We start from the raw sequence: 18,945 nt of genomic DNA on the forward strand, positions 1-18,945 counted from the left end.
GTTCTTTCCCATTTTTTAAAGGTAAAGTTATTTTAGTTCTCCAAATATAAATGAATGGTACCATCTTGTTTGATAACACTATCCACTTCAGGTAACTGGTTACCAATTTTGGTCCCTTCCCCATGCCATTCTATGCGGAATGGATAAAATTGCTTGGCAATATCATCTTTTGTTTGACCAATAAAATTCGGTACCTTCACAGTAATTGGATCACCATAACGATAATCCTTTTCAAGCTGTTCCTTCGATTTTTCAATACCTACAAAAGGTGCAACATCCTCAATAATTTGCCCAACAATCGGTGCTGCTACAACACCGCCAAACTGTGTTGTCTTTTTCGGATTGTCAACAGCTACATAGACGACAATTTGCGGATTGTCTGCAGGCGCAAAGCCTATAAATGATACGATATATTCTCCACTTTTATAACGACCATTTTCAACCTTTTGTGCGGTTCCTGTTTTACCGCCAATTCGTAAGCCATCACGAAAGGCTTGTCGACCTGAACCATTCGCCACTACCGATTCTAATGCGCCTCGTACTTTGGCAGATGTCTCCTCACGAATCACCTGATTTTTAACAACTGGCTCCGTCTCTTGTATAACTTCCCCTGTATTCGGATTAAATACCTTTTTCACAACATATGGCGTATAGAGCTTGCCTCCATTGATTGCAGCAGCTACTGCCTGCACTTGTTGAATAGGTGTCACGGCTACCCCTTGCCCAAATGAAGTGGTGGCCTGCTCAACAGGTCCAAAGGCTTCCTTAGAAAATAAAATCCCTGAAGCTTCACCAGCAATATTAGATCCTGTCTTTTGACCAAAACCAAAATCTTTAATATATTGCAACAACCGCTCATTACCTAACCGCTGTCCTAATTCTATAAAACCTGGGTTACAGGAGTTTTCAACTACCTCTAAAAATGTTTCATGCCCATGCCCCTCACGCTTCCAACAGCGAAGCCTTGCACCAGCAACCATTGTATAGCCTGGGTCATAAAAAGTATCATGTTCTAAATCCACTAAATTTTCTTCCAAGGCTGCACTCAAGGTAATAATTTTAAAAGTTGAACCAGGCTCGTATGTCATCCATACAGGTAAATTTCGATTATAAATCGCAGGCTCTACTAATTGATATTCAGCTGGATGGAAAGTCGGATAGGAGGCTAATGCCAAAATTTCACCATTATTTGGATTCATAGCAATAGCCAATGCTTGGTCAGCTTCATAGCGCTTCATAGCTTGTGACAATTCACGCTCAACAACCTGCTGGACATCGACATCGATGGTTAACTCAATCGTTGCACCATCCTCTCCCGCTTTCCATGCACTCGAAACATTTGGTAAATTATTACCTTTTGCATCTGTAAAGAGGCGAATCGCAGAAGAATTAGCCTGCAATAATTTATCATATTCATATTCAATCCCAGCTAAGCCTTGAGCATCATAGCCAGTAAAGCCTAAAAATCGAGATAAGAGTGTGCCGTAAGGATAATCCCTAGAATAGTCCACACCACTGTATAATCCTTCAATTTGCATACCTTGTAATTCCACCGCTTTTTCATAGGGTATATTTTTCCCTTCCGGCGCTAACTTCACTAAATAGGCTTTTTTCTGCATTTTCTCTAGTAGCTTCTCTTTGTCTACTTCCAGAACTTGCGCAATTTTTTCTGCAGCCCCTTCAATATCCTTACTTTGTGAAGGCATGAAATACAAGGTTGGAGCTAGCTTATTGGTTACGATGCTTTCACCATCTCGATCTGTAATATGCCCACGTTCATTTGCAAATGGAATTTCTCGGTCCCAATTCTCCTCTGCCTTCGTTGTCAGTTCTTTTTGATCTAATACTTGCAAAAAGAGCAGTCTTACAATAATTGCCACAGCCACACACATAAACAACACATATAAAATACGTAAACGCTTTTTAGAATGGATAGAAATCCACTTCATTCGACATCACACCTTGTTTTTTACAACGTATGAAATAAAGTGGACTTCTATTCAGTATTATTCATCCTCTATTTCTTCAACTTCACCCTCAGCGGGGGCTTCAACATCTTGCACAAAGCTTTCTGCAGGTGTTTTGAGCTTGACAACAATCGGTGAACTATCAGTGATGATAGTTCCTGCGGATACACTTTGACTCGCTACAAAGCCTTCACCGAAAATTTCCATCTCTAGCCCTGTCATAGATTTAAAAACAAGTAAATTGCGTAATGACCAATTCGTAAAGTCTGGCAATGTTATTTCGCCATCTGTCTTTAAAAATATAAAACTACCTTTTACAAGTTTTTGAGTGTTCGTTGGATATTGTTCAATAATTTTACCACCAGCGCCAACAATGATTGGCTGTAAACCATCATTCGCTAATTCTACCTCCACCGCTTCAGCACTTTGACCTGTATAATCTTGTATACTAACTTTATTGACATGCTGTACATCATCTGGATTGATGTTAAGATGCTTTAAGCTATTTAACATAACTGGGTTAAATACTTTTGACACTGGTACAGATCCAAGCTCGTTGCTCAACTTAGGTTTTTTCACTGAGACATAGACAATTAACTGTGGATCGTCTACAGGAGCCAAGCCTAAGAATGAATAGAGGTATTGGTTTGAAAGATATCCACCACTAGCTTTTGGAATTTGGGCAGTCCCCGTTTTCCCAGCAACCTCATAATCCTCCAGTATAAAATCCTTCGCCGTACCTTTTTCTGAGGTTAACGTTGAAGCAAGGATTTCTCGTACTTGTTTCGCTGTATCAGCTTTAATTGGTTGTCCTTTTTCCACGGGCTCGTGCTTTTGAATAACTTTTCCAGTTGATGAGTCGACAATACGATCAATAACATACGGCTGCATCATTTTTCCATCATTCGCAATTGCTGTCATCGCTTGGATTAACTGAATAGGCGTTACTGTAGAACCTTGGCCGTAAGTTGTTGTCACTCGTTGAATAGGATACTTCGATAAAATAGTACCTGCCGCTTCATTCGGTAAATCAATACCTGTTTTATGACCAAAACCAAAGCGGTCCAGATATTCAATAAAGACATCATCACCAATCTTCGTTAATAAATGGGCCATACCCGTATTGGCAGATCGTTGGAACCCTTCTAAATAAGTAATTGGTCCCCAACCATATCTATTGTGATCTCGAATCGTACGGTCAAATACTGTATATGATCCTGACATAAACCATTCATTCGGTGTCCATTTTCCTGTATCAATAGCTGAAGCAAGCGTGAATGTTTTCATCGTTGATCCAGGCTCAATTGTCTCCTCAATCACCTCATTCAACCACTTCATATTTTGACTTTCACGTGTTTCAGGGTTGAACGTAGGACGCTGAGACATCGCTAAAATTTTCCCTGTTTTCGGATCTGCTACGACCGCTGTCATAGATTCAGGGTTATATTCCTGTTCAACCTTTGTCATTGCTTCCTCTAAAAAGCTTTGGATTGTTTTATCGAGCGTTAAATAAATGTCATTCCCGTTTTTGGCAGGTGTCACCATTTTCTCGCTATTTGGGAGTAAGTAATGGAAGGCATCCGTCTCATATTTAATCTTGCCATTGACGCCTGTTAGCTCTTTATCGTACGTATACTCTAGGCCCATTTCTCCCTTTGTTGTAACTGTTCCATCTTCATTATCCTTTTTCAGTGCATAGCCTATTAAATGGGAGGCAAATACACCATTTGGATAATAACGTTTTAAGTCACTGACAAATAGGATTCCTGGTAATTTTTCATCCTTTATTTTACTCATGACTTCGTGACTAATGCCTCGTCCAGCGCTGCCAAACTCAACTTGGTATAAAGGCTCGCCATCACTTCTATATCGATTGTTCAGTTTTTTAACAATCTCTTCTTCATTGTCCTTCATTGCTGGAATATACTTAGCCAAAACCTCGGCCGTTTTTTCAGAATCTACTACATGTCTTGGTTTCTTAGGATCTGTCGTAGCCTTTTCGCTTACAATGGCAATTATGCGGTAACTTAATGTATCTTCCGCAATTACTTGGCCATTTTGATCATAAATCTTCCCACGATTTGCTGTAAGTACACTTTCTTTACCATACTTCGCTGCGGCTCTCGCTGCAAGCTCTTGTCCTTCTACTTCCCCTGTCGCCTGAATCGTCACCATTCTTGTAAATAATAGAAAAAAGAGCCCTCCATAAAAAATTAATAATAGAAAGGCTCCCCATTGGAATCGAAATCTCTTTTTTTTCATTCTCCCGGCACTACCTTTACATTTTTCTCATTTTGAGTTAAACCGAGTTCTTTCGCTTTTTTCCATATGTTTTCGTATGTAGAAAGTTCACTCACACGAACCGTCAAGTCAACATTCTGTTTCGCAATCTCTTCTGCTTCTGATTCAATGTTTTGAATGTCTATACTTGTTGTTTGAATAGCTGCTTGTTTATTTAACACTATTACTCCTAAAACTATAATAATGCCAACTAAAGCAAGTAGCATTGTCTTTTCAAACTTCTGGTTCGGTTTTTTACGACGTATGATAGTGGGTTGTGGACTAGGTGGTGTTATCGGTTGTTGCACTTGTTGATGTTGGTGCTGTTGCCTTACACGAACTGCTGCCATTTACTCACGCCCTTTGTCGTTAATTTTCTCCACCACTCTAAGCTTCGCTGAACGTGCACGATTATTGACTGCCAATTCTTCATCAGAAGGAGTAATTGGCTTTCGTGTAATCAGCTTTAAAGTTGGCTTCATGTCATCAGGAATTACAGGTAAGTTTGGTGGTAATTCCGGTAATGATGACGCTTCCTTAAAGATTGTCTTACATAGGCGGTCCTCCAATGAATGGAACGTAATGACACTAATGCGCCCCCCTACGTTAATCATATCAATCGCATCGACTAATGAATCCTCTGCTGCGCCTAGCTCATCATTGACAGCAATTCGTATTGCTTGGAAAATGCGCTTTGCTGGATGTCCACCTTTTCGGCGTGCCGCTGCTGGAATACCCTCTTTAATTAATTCTACAAGGTGACCAGTTGTTTCAATTGGAGCTACTTTACGAGCTTCTTCGATTTTACGAGCCACTTGCTTTGAAAACTTTTCTTCCCCATAACGGAAAAATATCCGAACGAGATCTTCATATGCCCAATGATTAACAACATCAAATGCTGTCAGCGTTGCTGTTTGATCCATACGCATATCAAGTGGTGCATCATGGTGATAGCTAAAGCCTCGTTCAGGTGTATCTAATTGTGGAGAAGATACACCTAAGTCATACAAAATGCCATCAACCTGCTCGAAACCATGAGCTACTAGTTCCTCTTTTAAATAACGGAAATTCGAATGAATAAATGTAACACGCTCAATATAGGGCGCTAATCGAATTTTCGCATTTTCAATGGCCGTCGTATCTTGGTCAAAGCAAATCAAACGACCTTTATCTGATAATTGTTGTACTAAATATTCACTGTGACCTGCACCACCTAGCGTACAGTCCACATATACACCATCAGGATCGATGTTCAACCCATCAACAGTTTCTTTTAATAACACGGTTGTATGATCGAACATACCACACGCTCCTTTCAGGCCTTAACCTCATACAACTATCGCGTTGTAATACCTATAAAAGTTAAAAATCAAAGCCAATCATATTTTCTGCAATTTCATTAAAAGATTGTTCAGACTCACTAAAGTAAGCTTCCCAAGCATCTTTTGCCCAAATCTCAATTCGATTTGAAACCCCTAACACCACACACTCTTTTACAAGATGTGCATGTTGCATGAGAGTAGTTGGGATATTGATACGCCCCTGCTTGTCTATTTCTACCTCTGTTGCTCCAGAAAAGAAAAACCTTGCAAATGCTCGGGTATCTTTTTTGGTCATTGGTAAACCTTTTAATTTTTCTTCGAGTTTTCGCCATTCATTCATAGGATAGCCAAATAGACAGTTATCGAGACCTCTTGTGACAACAAACGTTTCGCCTAAAGCTTCACGAAATTTTGCCGGTACGATTATTCGCCCTTTTGCATCAACGGAGTGTTGATATTCTCCCATGAACATACTACTCACCCCACTTTATTAAATAATGTACCACATCCCCCCACTTTCCTCCACTTTTTTTAAAAAAAACTTGACATTTTATCACTTAATATGCAATTTGGCCTTTAGGATTTTTTTTGATATATGCTAAAGGACATAAGAAAAGAGCTACCCTTAGTAGGATAGCTCTTTATATACTATTTTTCTCGACATTATTCACCAAATCCATATGGAGGTAAACAAATAATTAGGTAAAAAGAACTTATTTCATTATTTATAAATAGAGTAAATAGTGGTGCTTACCAATGCTGTAATTTTGTTTCAGCATTTCGGTAATTAGCATAGGTCCAAACTCATTGATATATTGGTATGGATTATAGGTTCTCTCTTGGAAACCATCATTTGGATACAATTCATGTTGCAGCGTCATAAATTTACGAATCGTCGCTTCATGCTTGCTTAGTACAGTTTGTTCAATTTTTTGCTGTAGATAATCAAATTGCTTCTCATGATTTTCTTGGTTTTTCACAAGGATCTTTTCTAAATGCAAATGCTGTTTTTCTAAATAGGAAGCTAGCTCCTCATATTTTTCTGTTACTATCTGCTGCATAGCTTGTATTTGTCGTTTTGCTTCACTGTCCTGCACGTCTGCAATAAAACGTTCTTTTAACTGCAATGCTTTGCCTTCCCATACATCCGTCACAGTTAGTTGATGCTCACGTAATAATTGCTCTGCGTGACGTGTAACAATTGTGATATGAAGACGAGGCGCAAAAATCGGCATTTGTAAATCTAATGCTGAAAATGCATTTTTCAGTGTTGCCCAATAAGCCAATTCACCTGGGCCACCAACAAATGCCAACACAGGCAGTGTCATCTCCTGCATTAACGGACGAGTCACTACATTATTACTTAAACGTTCAGGATGCTTGTCAGCAATTGCCAACAGCTCATCCTGTGTAAATTTGAGATTTGCCGCTAAATTAACAAATAGCTCATTTTTTCTTTCTAAAAGATGACGTTCTCCATCCTCTACATAAAATAAATTGGCCGCTTCATATGTCGCCAAAATAGGCTTACCATAGCCAGCACGCTCCAGTTCCTCTTCCTGTTCCGTTACTATTCTAGCAATTTCTTCATTGTAGTGGATAATTTGCGCAAAATATTTGCTTTCAAATTGACGGAATTGGAAGTTGGCTGCATCAATTAACAGCAGACCTTCCTCTTTGAATAGTTGATTCATCAAACAGGCAAAGAAGTCTGTAAATGTTTCACTTTCGTTCAGCGCGTCTACTAGTTGCTTCATCAACGCTTCCGTATACTCTGTCTCACCAATATCCCGAACAATTGTATTAATCAATTGCGTCATCAACTCTTTATTTAGAACTGTTGCAGAAGCCATCGTTTTACGTCTAGAGCGCTCACTATACGCACGCTTTTTTAGTAATTCTCCATGTACTGTATAAGTGTGATTAATCTCTTCTAAGTCGTGATCCTCTCCAGCTATCCAAAAAACAGGAATGACAGGCTGTTGAAGCTTAGCACTTTGCTCTTTCGCTAATGCTATCACTGAAATAGCTTTATGAACGGAGTAAAGAGGGCCAGTTAAGATACCTGCTTGTTGTCCACCGACTACCACCATAGCTCCTTGCTCTAGTTGTTCTAAATGTTCATTCGCCTTGTTAGAAAGCCCAAGCGGCTCCATAAATTGACGAATGATGGCTGTTAATTCTTTTTGGTCTCGAGCATGTTGTGCTAAATGCTTCGCTCTTTCCTCAAAAGCTTGATCATTATACTCATACTCAAAAAATTGATGAATGGCGGTATTTGGCGACCAGTAATCTGCTAGCACATGATTTTTTATAGGTACTTGGATAGACTCCAGTTTCATTTAACATAAACTCCTCTACTCACTAAATCATTTTCTTACTCCATAATGAGAAATTAATTCCATTCATACTATGCACATGATGTCTTAAATGTTTTTAGCCCATCTTTCATCATTACATAAGCTAGCAACAGCACAAGATGACTAAACTAAGCTTATAGCACTAAGATCTATGAATTTAATCAATATTCCCATTCATAAAGAATGATTTTTTATAACTAATTTTGATGCTATTATTTTAACGCTTATAGCTTCAACATGAAAAGAAAATGCTTAGACAACCTGTAAATATTCTACAATGGATTGAATAACCCCCACTATCCAGATCACTACATAGGCTGTACTAAGTATTAAAAATAAAAAACGCCAAATTTTCTTTAGTAACGGCTTTACTTCTATTTCCTTTTTAGTTCTCCAATCAATATATGTAAAAATCATAGCCATCATTATCGCAAGCATGACTAAAAGTGCTCCTACATTCACGCGCCACAGCACCCCAATAGCTAATGGAACAGAAAAAAACAAGCACAATGTCGTCACATCAGATGCTGCTCCAAAAGCATGTGTGCCGCGAATTTTAACCTTTCTGCCAACAAGATAAACAATGACAAAAAGAACAATTGGACAAAAAATGATGATACTAATCAGTATATGTAAAAAGTCTTTCAACTTCGTTCACCGCTCTCCTCTATTGCAAGTACTTGGTGATATAAAGTACGCAAAGTAGGTAAATTATGACCGTTAGCCAAAGCTTTGTTTAGAATGACACCAACAATTGTTTCAATTTCACTCTTTCGACCCTGTAGACGATCTGTAAGCATAGATGATGTATTCTTGGCCGTTTTCCTACATAAGTCTACCACATCAGTAAAAGGTATAGTCTGTTCAATAGCTTCAAAAGCTTCTGTAAGCTCTTTATAAATAGTTTCCATAAGTAAAAACGCCTGTTGATTCGTTACCAACTCACCGTTCTTCACTTTCAATACAGCTGATAATGGATTAATTAAGCTATTTAGCACTGCTTTTTCAAAAAGCATTTGCTCAGCATTACGAACCAGCTCAACAGGAAACAAAGAATTTTGTAATTGTAATAGCTTTTGAAAGATCCGTTGATCCCCTCTTTCTACCGCAAGTTTACAGTGTCCCACCCCTCTATGTTGAACTGTTGCTTGCCCCATCATTTGAGCACCAAAAGAAATTGAACAAAAGGCAATATTTTTTTGTGGTAAGGTGAGTGCCTCCTCGAAATGCGCTAAGCCGTTTTGCATAAAAAGCAATGGCATATCACTCGATAATGCAGCAAATTGTTTGTAGAGCTTTTGCAAATGACCATATTTAACAGCAATCACAAGTAAATCTTGTGGTGGTAGAGTGGCCAAATCTGTAGTAGAAACAACATTTTGCACAGTTTTGGTACCATCAACATTGATACGTGTTAACTGCTTTGTATTTAGCTCATTGACCTGTTCCTGCCTCCTTGCAACCAACGTTACTGACATACCCGATTCCGCTAAAAAGCTCGCTGTTAGTTGACCTACCGCTCCTGCACCAATTACCGCTACGTCCATCTTCTCCACCCCTCCTTCGTTTGAATGTTTTCGGCACAAAAAAACAATTGCTAAACCAAAATAAAACTATAAGAATAAGGTGCCTCAGATTACTTCTAAGGCACCTTCTATGCAGGTTCTTTTATTATACAGGATAGACCGATTGTTGACGATACACTGAAAGGGTTTTATCGCCAGGAAAGAAAAATAATGTAGTCATCATACTTAGAACTTTAATCTTTCATCAATGAGTAGCCCTGTTGTAGCCATTTCACTAACTTATCATGCTCATTTTGCAATTCACGATGCTTCATCTCAAGCGTTTGATAAGCCTCCGTTAATTCGTCAAAACTTGTCAATGCCAATTTCAAGTGACTTCGCATAGATTGTTGGGGCTGATTTCGAACAGCTAATAGTGACTGACTATATTGACCACGCAATGTTTTATTCCAGCGGAAGCCACAAGCTTGCTTTGTACGACCCAATTCTACAGCCGCCATTTCAAAGGCTTCTAGCTGTGTTTTGCCATTTTGCACATTATGCAACACAATTTCTGCTAGTCTTTCATCGTCTTCCTTTGTCCATTGATCTTTTCTTTTTTTCAATTCCATAATCTATCACCCTCGCATTTTTTACTACTATATGCACAAGTGGGCAAAATAGAATCATTGCATGAAAAAAGACAGTGATGATGTTTCCCTCTCATCACTGCCTTTATACATTACTTATTATTCTTCTTGGTCAAGAAATTATTAACTGCTTGGTGATGCGCTTCACTTTCCCACAGCTTCGCGCAAGTACGAACTTCCTCCATCACACGCTCATACATATTGCGTTCACGCCACTTCCGAAGTTCAATTTCCTTATAGGCTTTATGAACAGCAGGATGAATTTTTCGCATATGTTCAATAAAATCATTTAAAGCCTCTTCTTTTGAGCCTTCAAATACACGCATCGCCCATCCAATTTCATATAGTAGTTGTGCAGGATACGGCTTTGCATCTACTAGCATCTTCATCGCGCGATCATGGCGTAAACCTCGTTCAAATAAATATGTACCGCCACCCCATCCACTTGTAATGGCTAATGTACCTTGAATAAAGCCACATTTCGCGTGACTTGCCACTAAACGGAAATCACAAGCTGTTGCAATTTCACAGCCGCCGCCAACAGCAGTACCATTTATAAGCGCTATAGTGGGCACAGGTAACGTAGCAAGATCGTATAATATTTTCCCCATCTTACTTAACATACCAAATGCCTCATCCTCTGTTTCCAGTGAATGAAACTCAGATAAATCCCCTCCTGAGCAAAATGATTTATCGCCTGCACCTGTCACTACCAAAAAACGCACATCTTCATGCTGACGAATATATGTAATGACTTCTTGAAGACCATTCATAACCTCATCATTGACAGCATTCCGCTTCTCTTCACGGTTAATGGTAAATGTCATAATGCCATCATGATTATCAATTGTGTAAGACATACTGTTACCCCCTTTATTCCTGTGAATAAATTGTATCACACAATTATTTTACTATTGTAAAGAACTTCATAATCAGCGAAATATTCCGTCTTTTCAAGCTAACAAAAAGGCTAGTAAAGAGCCATGGTCTCTCTACTAGCCTTTTAAGTGAGCAAACACTGTATTATTTGCTTACTACTTCTTTACCTTTGTATTGTCCGCAAGCTTTGCAAACACGGTGTGATAATTTTGCCTCACCACAGTTAGGGCAAGCTACCATACCAGGTACAGATAATTTGAAATGCGTACGACGCTTTCTTTTTGCAGTTTTAGAAGTTCTTCTAAATGGTACAGCCATTGATGGCACCTCCTTACAGATCGTCTATTCGTCTGTTTGATCAAAATACTTAGCTAAAGAAGCTAGTCTTGGATCCACTTTTTGTTCGTCAGCTTTTTTGTGTAGCTTTACGTCTTCATCTGTTGCATAAGACCAGTTTTTACCGCCCTGCACTTGTCCTTCAGAATCTTCCTTGAACACTTGCATTGGTACCTCAAGCAATACTAATTCCTCGAGAATTGGTTTCATGTCGATGACTTCACCTTCTATATAGTGAATGTCTCCGTCATCGTCTCCTCGTTTATCTTCATCAATCCAGCTAAAAATTTCAACTGTTTCGACTTCAATTGGAAACTCAACATCCTCCCACGTGCGAGCACATGGCAGTGTTAACGTTGCTGTCACAGTTAACTGACATGTCATTTGCGATGCACCAAAAGTACATAGCCCTTTTACATGAACGGGCGAAATTGCTCGAATATCCTGGTTTCGCTCCATCACTTCGTCCAGCTGGACAAAGGCATCGATTGGCATCCCGTTTTGGCGGTATTTAGATAATTGATGAATTGACCATTTCATTCGTTTAATCACCTCGAGACAACAATGTTGATTATATAATGTGTAAAAATAGATGTCAAGATAATTTCTTGTCACCACTTAAAAACCCACTTATAATTAAATACTATGAGAAGTGTATTTGCTCCTAACAGTTTCAAATAATGACACAAATTATAAGGGGGAAAAGCATGCAAGCAGTTGGAATTGTCGTTGAATATAATCCTTTTCACAACGGACATGCTTATCATTTAAAACAGGCTAAAAAAGTAGCACAGGCGGAACTTGTTATCGCTGTTATGAGCGGCACATTTTTACAACGTGGAGAGCCAGCCATGGTAGATAAATGGACACGTACTAAAATGGCGCTTGCTGGTGGTGTAGATATTGTTATTGAGCTGCCCTACGTCTATAGTACAGCACCAGCCACAGATTTCGCAAAAGGTGCCATTTCCTTATTAAGCGCCGTTGGCTGTGACTCATTTGCCTTCGGAAGTGAAGAAGGCTCGATTCAACCCTTTTTAAACACATATGAGTTGATAGACCACAACCGTGCAGAATATGACATGCTTATTAAAAACAGCCTTAAAACAGGTGCAAGCTATCCGAAAAGCCTACATTATGCCTATGAACAGCTTTCTCAGAAGTTCCCTGCTCCATACATTGATCTCGCACAGCCAAATAATATACTAGGCTTTCATTATCTTGAAGCAGCGAAATCACTTAACAGTCACATCAAACCACTAACTATTTCTCGCGTAGCTGCAGGATACCATGATGCATTAAAGGAAGACACATCGATTGCAAGTGCCACTGGTATACGTAAAGCACTTGCGTCTACAAATTCTTTACAGAGTGTGCAAAATGTTGTTCCTGAGACTACTTATAGTTATTTAACAGACTGGCATAAACAGTATAGTCAATTTGCAAGCTGGGAAGCATTTTGGCCGTTATTACAGTTTACCATCATCAGACACACGCCTTCAGAACTGACTCGTTATGCAGAAGTAACAGAGGGAATTGAAAATGCTATTGTGAAAGCAGCCAAAACTAGCTCCTCCTTCAATAGCTTTATGGAAAAAATTAAATCTAAACGTTATACATGGACCCGCCTTCAACGCATGATAACACATATATACACGGGGTTTACAAAAGAGCAGCTTCAAAGTTTCGAAGCACCCTCTTATATTCGGCTATTAGGTATGAGCTCGGTGGGGCAAGCTTATTTAGGTAAGCAAAAAAAGGATATCCAATTACCTTTAATTAGCCGAGTGGCAGCTACCAATGATGCAATGTTAGCAATAGATATACATGCAGCAGAGCTATACAATTTAAGTATCGAACAAGGCACAAAGGATTGGACTCTTCCCAAAGATTATCAAACACCCCCTATCCGTTGTTAATGGCTATCAAAAGGGATGCTAGTAAAATTCTAGCATCCCTTTTTCGCTCTATTATTTCGGCTGTAGTTGCTTTAAATAGCTAATGGCATCGTCAACCGTTTTCACCGGAACGATTTTCATTTTAGTTTTGATCTCTTTGGCCGTTTTAACAGCCGTCGAATAGTTAGATTCTAGCTCTGGGTATTTCGCTTTCATTTCTTGAGAAATTTCATCATCGGGCGCGAAGAAGATTTCCATGTCGTCCCGATCAGCGGCAATGACCTTATAATCAATCCCGCCAATTCTACCAACCGATCCATCTACTAACATTTCACCCGTACCAGCAATAGCATAACCCTTTGTTAAATCTTCATCAAGAAGCTGGTCCAATATTTCAAGTGTAAACATCAAGCCAGCAGAGGGCCCTCCAATATCCTCTGTTTTCATCGTCACTTTTGGCATTGTTTCAATCGATTTACTTTCCGTATAAGAAATACCTAACCCTGCTCTATGTTCCTGTGTATTCGGAATCTCCTGTAAGGTAATCGTCTCCTGTTTTTGCTCTTCATTACGTATAAATTGTATTGTTACCTTATCTCCAAGCTGTTTAGGTTTTAAAAGGTCAACAAGCATTTGCTGACTAGTTATTTTTTGACCGTCAACCTCGATAATTTCATCCCCAGCTTTTAAAATGCCATCAGACGCTCCTCCATCTAACACATTTAATATAAATACACCGTTAAAATGAACTTTAGTCTCTAATCCTGCTCTTTGGAAAGCTACATATTTCGCATTAAATTGGGAATCAGACATTAATTTTAACTGTCGAATATTATATTCCTCATCATCCTCTAAAGGATTGCGTACTTGTTCAATATCCATTAGCTTTTGATATTTTTGAACTTTAGCCCACAAATACGAAAATGGGGTGGCTTGCTGCATCGCGACAGTCATTAAGCTTAAAGACCCCACACTATCAGCCTCTTTGCTATCTACCGTCACGAATTTACTGACATCATATGCACTTCCAGGTTTCATAATATACGCGTCTAGTCGGTATAACATCATAAAACAAATCACGACTATTAACACTGCATAAATACCAATTTTTTTCTTCACTTGAAAACACCTCCTAGGACGCTTGCAAAACCATACGTTCATGTTTTTGCCTTTCTCACATATATTGATTTTAGCATTTGCCTATGTGAATGACAAAAAGTTGAAACGAGTTGATAACATGTTTGCTACAATTCAAATAGTGCTCTGCGTAATTCTAATTCTCTTACTCTTGTTATTCCCACAAACCGCTCATAGTGGTACTGATTTAGGCGTTAACCTTTTCATGGAAGCACTTTTTCCGTATTTATTGCCGTATCTAGTATTAACACAATGGCTTCTGCGTTTAACTGCCCCTATGCGTACTAAAACGAAAAGGGCCTCATTATACGTACAAGCCTACATTATTAGCGCACTTGGAGGCTATCCAACAGGGGCAACAACCATTGTTTATTTAAAAAATAGTGGTCAATTACACCCCAAAGAGGCAAATTTTCTACTAGCTGTTTGTCATGCACCAAGTCCACTGTTCGTTTTAGGTTTTGTAAGTCTTGATTTACTACACAGTAATACGTTTGGATGGTTGTTTTTATGTTTACTACATACGTTTAATATTTGTTGCTTAGTAATTGGCTACTACTTATTTCGCAAAACTGACCCACCCACTATTTCCGTACACAACACACCACTGTATAGTGCACCATTTTCAGAAAGTATTAAAGAAACAGCTCCAACAATTCTGTTAGTTGGTACAACCATCATCTTTTTCACAACCATTCAGACCATTGTCCAACAGGGGCTAGATCAACTAATCCCTAAACTTCCCTATACGATTGAACTTTCTCTTGCAGCTATTCTTGAGGTGACGAATGGTCTTAAAATGACCGTTACAGCCTTCCCAGATCTTCCACATATCACCTTACTAGTTGTCATTTTATTAACGATGCAAAGTATTAGTATTCACTTACAAATCTTCGTTATCGCAAAATCAGCAAAACTTTCTGTCAGACCCTATATCAAATTCCGCCTCCTTAGCATAATCATTGTTCCGACTATTTATGCTCTATTTTTTCTGAAATAATGATCGCTCTATGTACCAAAAAGAGGATGTCACTTTGCTTTGACATCCTCTGCATAATTATTGCGCAAAATCATATTTATCTTGTAAAGCCTTTACGACACAAGTAGGAACTAGCTCACTAACATCGCTACCGTATTTCGCAACCTCTTTTACTATACTGGAACTTAGGAATGAATATTGGTTTTTCGTCATAATGAAAAATGTTTCAATTGTTTCATCTAGAAAACGGTTCATAGAGGTAATTTGCATTTCATATTCAAAGTCTGAAACAGCTCGTAAACCACGTACAATGGCCTTCGCCTTTTTTTCTTTAGCATAGTCTATTAAAAGACCTGAAGAGCTTTCTATACGGACATTCGGTAATGCTTTTGTTACTTCAGCCATTAAGGCCATGCGTTCCTCTACAGAAAACAACGGATTCTTTGCTGAATTGTTTAATACTGCTACATATACGATGTCAAACACATCTGCCGCACGTTTGATAATATCAAGATGGCCGAATGTGACAGGGTCAAAACTTCCTGGAACTACAGCAATTTTCTCAGACAACTTATTCTCCCTCTTCCTCTGTACAGCGATAAACAGAAATAATTGTTCCGCCATATGTTTCTTGTCTTGTTAACACAAACTCACCAAAATTTCGAGGCAATTGTACCTCTTTCGCATGTTCACATAATATAATACCATCTCGTTGAACTTTATCATTGTCCACAAGAATCTGAACTAAATCATAGTATTCCTGTTGATGGTAAGGTGGATCTAAAAAGACATATTTAAACGTAAGATCACGTTTTAACAGCGCTTTCACAGCACGCTTTGCATCAATACGAAAAAGCTCTGTATCTTCTTCATAACGACATTTTTTTATATTTTCTTGTAGCACTTGGAATGCTTTTGCATCTTTTTCAATAAAGATTGCTTGCTCTGCCCCACGACTTAGTGATTCAATGCCCAAGCCACCGCTTCCTGCAAACAGGTCAAGCGCGATTCCTCCATCAAAAAACGGACCTATAATATTAAAAATCGATTCCTTCACTTTGTCCGTTGTAGGTCTTGTCGTATTTCCAGCTATTGCTTTTAGCGGCATTCCTTTGCGCTCTCCTGCTACAACTCTCATAACAGCATATCACCGTACTTTCATCCATATAAAGTATTTTTGCAGCGAAAGGATGACCCTCCGCTGCAAAAGTTATTGTTGTTCTTGTGTTAATACTTGAATTCGCTCGTCCTTCTTTTGTAGTTCAACTAGGAATAAACGTTGCAACCAAGCTTCTTCCACATAATAATGATCAGCAATTTTAATAATTGGCTCTGAAATTGTTGCATATCTCCGCTGATTAAATACATAGAAACCAGGCTCTTTCGGGAATCGGAATGTGCGATGCTCGCTATTTACGTAATAGCCATTCTTCCCTTCCTCAGCCGAATAGCCAAGATAAGGCAATAACGTATCTGCCGTATACAACACTTGACCCTCATATAGAATAACATGAACGTCTTCTTTTAATACATCATCCACATACACATCACGAGCATCCTCAAATAAGAGCGGATATATTCCATCTTTCTGAGCTGCGTTTAATGTAAAATAAGATGTTTTCGCATCTAACGCTTGTGATAAATACTTGTCCAATGTATCAGGCGAAAGCGGTTCTTCCCCAAGGTTTTTCAGCTTTTCCTGCCAAGCTTGCTGTTGACTATCTGTCATATAGTCATTTAATGTCTTAACCATTTTCTTTGTTTTGTCTCCACCAATTGAATCGTTTACTAAATAGGATGCCACAACTTCAGGCAACCATTCTGGAGAATCTACAAATTTAAATTGTGATTTGATTTGTGATAAAATCACTTCCTGCTCAACGGCTTGTGCAGTAAGTGTTGGTAAAAATAACAATCTTTCATCATGAGCTGTTACCGGACTTTTTTCTTGAATAATAGCAATATGCTCATCATTCAAAAACTGCAAGCTTTCTAATGATTTTAGGAAATCATTAGGAATTGACTGCTGTGCATAGATAGATAAAATCGGTGTTTGCTCTTGTACTTTAAGTTTACCTGCTTGCCAATAAAGATCTTGAACGGTACCGTTTCCTTTAAACATTGTGTAATTCACAAGAGACAGTTGTTGTTGCCCTACTAAAGGTAAACCTGTAATCCACTGTCCATTCACTTTACTATCTGTAGAAATATGAACAATTGAATACGATGCTTCACCATTTATTAGTGTAGCAAAAACATTTTGAAGGAGCATCTTATTTTTTAAGCCGCCCTCAATTGGAATTATGTATGACACAGATTGTGATTTCGTTTCCCCTTTGGCAAAATAAGAGACCTCATCTGATAAACGATCACAGCTATTTTCGCTCTCGATAAAACAACTAGGATTTGTCGCTTTTTCTGGCCATTTAATTTTCACCTTTTGATTTGGTAAATTTTTAAAATGCTGGCGAATATCTAAGCTATTTTCACGATAGACAATCTCTATTTCTTGAGAGTAATGAAAATCCCCTATGCCTGTTTCTAAATCAGATGAATAAGCATGATACTGGAAAAATATCGTTCCTGTAATAATTAGTGCTAAAATAGAAAAAAAGCTTAATGCAAATTTCATGTGCTTGACCTCCCGCAGCATGATACTATGAGTATTGGAAAGGATGTGCAATTATTATGCCACAACAATTTATAGAATTAGGAGAAGGCTATGGTGATGTTTACGAGTTACTCGAAATTATCAAAACAAATCAGGAACGCTTTCATCAAGCCTTTATACTAACATCTACAAAAGAAGATAAAAAGGTGATCTCATTAGCTGTAGCTCTCAAACCAGTTGGTGAAAGTAAGTTCATGCCTATCTATATTTGCCGAGAAGGCATCCCATATAATGAAGAACAACCTACAATGCGACAAAAAATGTTTGAAGCACAAATAGAACAACTCGATCGGAAAGCAGTTGTTGTAGAAATAAAGCACTCATCTATATTTTCGGAATCAAAACTATTTTATCAATACTTAATCGGTATATTAAGACTAAATAACTATATACCTGCATTGACGTAAGATTATAGACCTACTTTGTAGTCATATTCCTTTGCTTTATCTGGTTTTGCATTTTCATATTCAGTTTTCACAAATGGACGATAAGACTCCACAACGTCTTTCACAAATGGAAGGCGTTGTAGTTTTGTTGTCATCATATCAATGTCCTCACGATTACAGTAAAGCACTACGTATTTTTGCCTTCTTGAAATATAAAGAACATGACCATATTTCCGAAGAGATTTAGCATGTTTTAATTGATGGACGTAAACGATTAGCCCTTGTCGTTCGTTCATATTGGATTCCCTCATTTCTTACATAAAAGAATACCATAGACCGGAAAATGATAGCAACAGAGTTTAGCTGACAGAAAGCTCAATTTTCCGTTATAATGGAAAAGCATACTGCGAGAAACATCGTAGAGATATGAATTAGTTGTTTTCATGGAACATTTACGCCTCCGCGTAATAGCTCCGTATTTTTTTGCTTTTGCATATATCAGCATGAAAAAAGCATCATTCACTTCTACTAGCTATTAGTTTTAGTAGGTACTTTAATTATCAATACTGACAATG

At 38.4% G+C, this 18,945-nt stretch carries 20 protein-coding genes; 3 read left to right on the forward strand and 17 right to left on the reverse strand.

The genetic code is table 11. From position 1 onward, the window contains the following. Positions 1 to 32 precede the first annotated feature (32 nt). The 12 genes from MHI34_RS02430 to MHI34_RS02485 all read right to left on the reverse strand — a co-directional run bounded on the left by MHI34_RS02430 (position 33) and on the right by MHI34_RS02485 (position 11,839). Positions 33 to 1,949, reverse strand: coding sequence for a stage V sporulation protein D (locus MHI34_RS02430; RefSeq protein ID WP_036125256.1), 1,917 nt, complete (start codon positions 1,947 to 1,949; stop codon positions 33 to 35). 57 nt (positions 1,950 to 2,006) lie between these two features. Further along, entirely contained in the window at positions 2,007 to 4,229 is a 2,223-nt protein-coding gene (locus tag MHI34_RS02435; protein ID WP_051891697.1) for a penicillin-binding protein, read from the reverse strand. Next, entirely contained in the window at positions 4,226 to 4,597 is a 372-nt protein-coding gene (locus tag MHI34_RS02440) for a cell division protein (protein WP_036125259.1), read from the reverse strand. The genes MHI34_RS02435 and MHI34_RS02440 overlap by 4 nt, the downstream gene beginning before the upstream one ends. Next, entirely contained in the window at positions 4,598 to 5,548 is a 951-nt protein-coding gene (gene rsmH, locus MHI34_RS02445; protein ID WP_342504065.1) for a 16S rRNA (cytosine(1402)-N(4))-methyltransferase RsmH, read from the reverse strand. Between the two features lie 61 nt (positions 5,549 to 5,609). Then, positions 5,610 to 6,041: a division/cell wall cluster transcriptional repressor MraZ gene (gene mraZ / locus MHI34_RS02450; RefSeq protein ID WP_036125263.1), complete on the reverse strand. Its 432-nt coding sequence runs from the start codon at positions 6,039 to 6,041 to the stop codon at positions 5,610 to 5,612. A gap of 253 nt (positions 6,042 to 6,294) precedes the next feature. Next, on the reverse strand, positions 6,295 to 7,911 hold the full coding sequence (gene bshC / locus MHI34_RS02455; protein ID WP_036125265.1) for a bacillithiol biosynthesis cysteine-adding enzyme BshC: 1,617 nt from the start codon (positions 7,909 to 7,911) through the stop codon (positions 6,295 to 6,297). Positions 7,912 to 8,181: 270 nt separating this feature from the next. After that, positions 8,182 to 8,577, reverse strand: coding sequence for a DUF3397 domain-containing protein (locus MHI34_RS02460; protein WP_036125267.1), 396 nt, complete (start codon positions 8,575 to 8,577; stop codon positions 8,182 to 8,184). After that, a complete protein-coding gene (locus tag MHI34_RS02465; RefSeq protein ID WP_340812630.1) occupies positions 8,574 to 9,476 on the reverse strand; it encodes a 2-dehydropantoate 2-reductase in 903 nt (300 codons plus the stop codon). Before MHI34_RS02465 ends, MHI34_RS02460 begins: the two co-directional genes overlap by 4 nt. A gap of 212 nt (positions 9,477 to 9,688) precedes the next feature. Beyond that, complete coding sequence (locus MHI34_RS02470; protein ID WP_036125273.1) at positions 9,689 to 10,066, reverse strand: transcriptional regulator; 378 nt, start codon at positions 10,064 to 10,066, stop codon at positions 9,689 to 9,691. Positions 10,067 to 10,176: 110 nt separating this feature from the next. Then, positions 10,177 to 10,944, reverse strand: a complete 768-nt coding sequence (locus MHI34_RS02475) for an enoyl-CoA hydratase/isomerase family protein (protein ID WP_058843463.1) — start codon at positions 10,942 to 10,944, stop codon at positions 10,177 to 10,179. A gap of 163 nt (positions 10,945 to 11,107) precedes the next feature. Continuing rightward, complete coding sequence (gene rpmF, locus MHI34_RS02480) at positions 11,108 to 11,281, reverse strand: 50S ribosomal protein L32 (RefSeq protein ID WP_010858320.1); 174 nt, start codon at positions 11,279 to 11,281, stop codon at positions 11,108 to 11,110. Positions 11,282 to 11,305: 24 nt separating this feature from the next. Next, positions 11,306 to 11,839, reverse strand: coding sequence for a YceD family protein (locus tag MHI34_RS02485; RefSeq protein WP_036125282.1), 534 nt, complete (start codon positions 11,837 to 11,839; stop codon positions 11,306 to 11,308). Between the two features lie 167 nt (positions 11,840 to 12,006). Here MHI34_RS02485 and MHI34_RS02490 point away from each other — a divergent pair, with 167 nt between their 5' ends. Beyond that, the gene (locus tag MHI34_RS02490) at positions 12,007 to 13,218 is read left to right on the forward strand and encodes a nucleotidyltransferase (protein ID WP_036125284.1); all 1,212 of its coding nucleotides are present in this window, start codon (positions 12,007 to 12,009) and stop codon (positions 13,216 to 13,218) included. Between the two features lie 51 nt (positions 13,219 to 13,269). On the opposite strand, the gene MHI34_RS02495 is transcribed toward MHI34_RS02490, so the two are convergent. After that, positions 13,270 to 14,316, reverse strand: a complete 1,047-nt coding sequence (locus MHI34_RS02495) for a SepM family pheromone-processing serine protease (RefSeq protein ID WP_036125288.1) — start codon at positions 14,314 to 14,316, stop codon at positions 13,270 to 13,272. Between the two features lie 118 nt (positions 14,317 to 14,434). Between MHI34_RS02495 and MHI34_RS02500 the strand changes: the two genes are divergently transcribed. Beyond that, complete coding sequence (locus MHI34_RS02500) at positions 14,435 to 15,334, forward strand: hypothetical protein (protein ID WP_230593889.1); 900 nt, start codon at positions 14,435 to 14,437, stop codon at positions 15,332 to 15,334. Between the two features lie 57 nt (positions 15,335 to 15,391). Here the strand turns inward: MHI34_RS02500 and coaD are convergent, their stop codons facing one another. The 3 genes from coaD to MHI34_RS02515 all read right to left on the reverse strand — a co-directional run bounded on the left by coaD (position 15,392) and on the right by MHI34_RS02515 (position 17,945). Beyond that, positions 15,392 to 15,883, reverse strand: coding sequence for a pantetheine-phosphate adenylyltransferase (coaD, locus tag MHI34_RS02505; protein ID WP_036125293.1), 492 nt, complete (start codon positions 15,881 to 15,883; stop codon positions 15,392 to 15,394). A 1-nt stretch (position 15,884) separates the two neighbouring features. Then, entirely contained in the window at positions 15,885 to 16,451 is a 567-nt protein-coding gene (gene rsmD / locus MHI34_RS02510) for a 16S rRNA (guanine(966)-N(2))-methyltransferase RsmD (protein ID WP_058843462.1), read from the reverse strand. 72 nt (positions 16,452 to 16,523) lie between these two features. After that, positions 16,524 to 17,945, reverse strand: coding sequence for an RNA polymerase II (locus MHI34_RS02515; RefSeq protein ID WP_342504066.1), 1,422 nt, complete (start codon positions 17,943 to 17,945; stop codon positions 16,524 to 16,526). A gap of 56 nt (positions 17,946 to 18,001) precedes the next feature. Here MHI34_RS02515 and MHI34_RS02520 point away from each other — a divergent pair, with 56 nt between their 5' ends. Beyond that, the gene (locus MHI34_RS02520) at positions 18,002 to 18,391 is read left to right on the forward strand and encodes a hypothetical protein (protein ID WP_036125301.1); all 390 of its coding nucleotides are present in this window, start codon (positions 18,002 to 18,004) and stop codon (positions 18,389 to 18,391) included. Between the two features lie 2 nt (positions 18,392 to 18,393). Here the strand turns inward: MHI34_RS02520 and MHI34_RS02525 are convergent, their stop codons facing one another. After that, positions 18,394 to 18,666, reverse strand: coding sequence for a YlbG family protein (locus MHI34_RS02525; protein WP_036125303.1), 273 nt, complete (start codon positions 18,664 to 18,666; stop codon positions 18,394 to 18,396). Positions 18,667 to 18,945: the final 279 nt, after the last annotated feature.

Origin of the sequence: Lysinibacillus sp. FSL L8-0126 (assembly GCF_038630385.1) — a bacterium.
Lineage (GTDB): Bacteria > Bacillota > Bacilli > Bacillales_A > Planococcaceae > Lysinibacillus > Lysinibacillus fusiformis_D.

What these genes read in the sequence shown, in the direction of transcription:
- rsmD (WP_058843462.1), bottom strand. Translation starts at nt 16,451, where the DNA reads ATGAGAGTTGTAGCAGGAGAGCGCAAAGGAATGCCGCTAAAAGCAATA.
- mraZ (WP_036125263.1), bottom strand. Translation starts at nt 6,041, where the DNA reads ATGTTCATGGGAGAATATCAACACTCCGTTGATGCAAAAGGGCGAATA.
- bshC (WP_036125265.1), bottom strand. Translation starts at nt 7,911, where the DNA reads ATGAAACTGGAGTCTATCCAAGTACCTATAAAAAATCATGTGCTAGCA.
- MHI34_RS02475 (WP_058843463.1), bottom strand. Translation starts at nt 10,944, where the DNA reads ATGTCTTACACAATTGATAATCATGATGGCATTATGACATTTACCATT.
- MHI34_RS02500 (WP_230593889.1), top strand. Translation starts at nt 14,435, where the DNA reads ATGTTTGCTACAATTCAAATAGTGCTCTGCGTAATTCTAATTCTCTTA.
- MHI34_RS02490 (WP_036125284.1), top strand. Translation starts at nt 12,007, where the DNA reads ATGCAAGCAGTTGGAATTGTCGTTGAATATAATCCTTTTCACAACGGA.
- MHI34_RS02515 (WP_342504066.1), bottom strand. Translation starts at nt 17,945, where the DNA reads ATGAAATTTGCATTAAGCTTTTTTTCTATTTTAGCACTAATTATTACA.
- MHI34_RS02435 (WP_051891697.1), bottom strand. Translation starts at nt 4,229, where the DNA reads ATGAAAAAAAAGAGATTTCGATTCCAATGGGGAGCCTTTCTATTATTA.
- MHI34_RS02520 (WP_036125301.1), top strand. Translation starts at nt 18,002, where the DNA reads ATGCCACAACAATTTATAGAATTAGGAGAAGGCTATGGTGATGTTTAC.
- MHI34_RS02430 (WP_036125256.1), bottom strand. Translation starts at nt 1,949, where the DNA reads ATGAAGTGGATTTCTATCCATTCTAAAAAGCGTTTACGTATTTTATAT.
- MHI34_RS02525 (WP_036125303.1), bottom strand. Translation starts at nt 18,666, where the DNA reads ATGAACGAACGACAAGGGCTAATCGTTTACGTCCATCAATTAAAACAT.
- MHI34_RS02485 (WP_036125282.1), bottom strand. Translation starts at nt 11,839, where the DNA reads ATGAAATGGTCAATTCATCAATTATCTAAATACCGCCAAAACGGGATG.
- MHI34_RS02465 (WP_340812630.1), bottom strand. Translation starts at nt 9,476, where the DNA reads ATGGACGTAGCGGTAATTGGTGCAGGAGCGGTAGGTCAACTAACAGCG.
- MHI34_RS02470 (WP_036125273.1), bottom strand. Translation starts at nt 10,066, where the DNA reads ATGGAATTGAAAAAAAGAAAAGATCAATGGACAAAGGAAGACGATGAA.
- rpmF (WP_010858320.1), bottom strand. Translation starts at nt 11,281, where the DNA reads ATGGCTGTACCATTTAGAAGAACTTCTAAAACTGCAAAAAGAAAGCGT.
- MHI34_RS02440 (WP_036125259.1), bottom strand. Translation starts at nt 4,597, where the DNA reads ATGGCAGCAGTTCGTGTAAGGCAACAGCACCAACATCAACAAGTGCAA.
- rsmH (WP_342504065.1), bottom strand. Translation starts at nt 5,548, where the DNA reads ATGTTCGATCATACAACCGTGTTATTAAAAGAAACTGTTGATGGGTTG.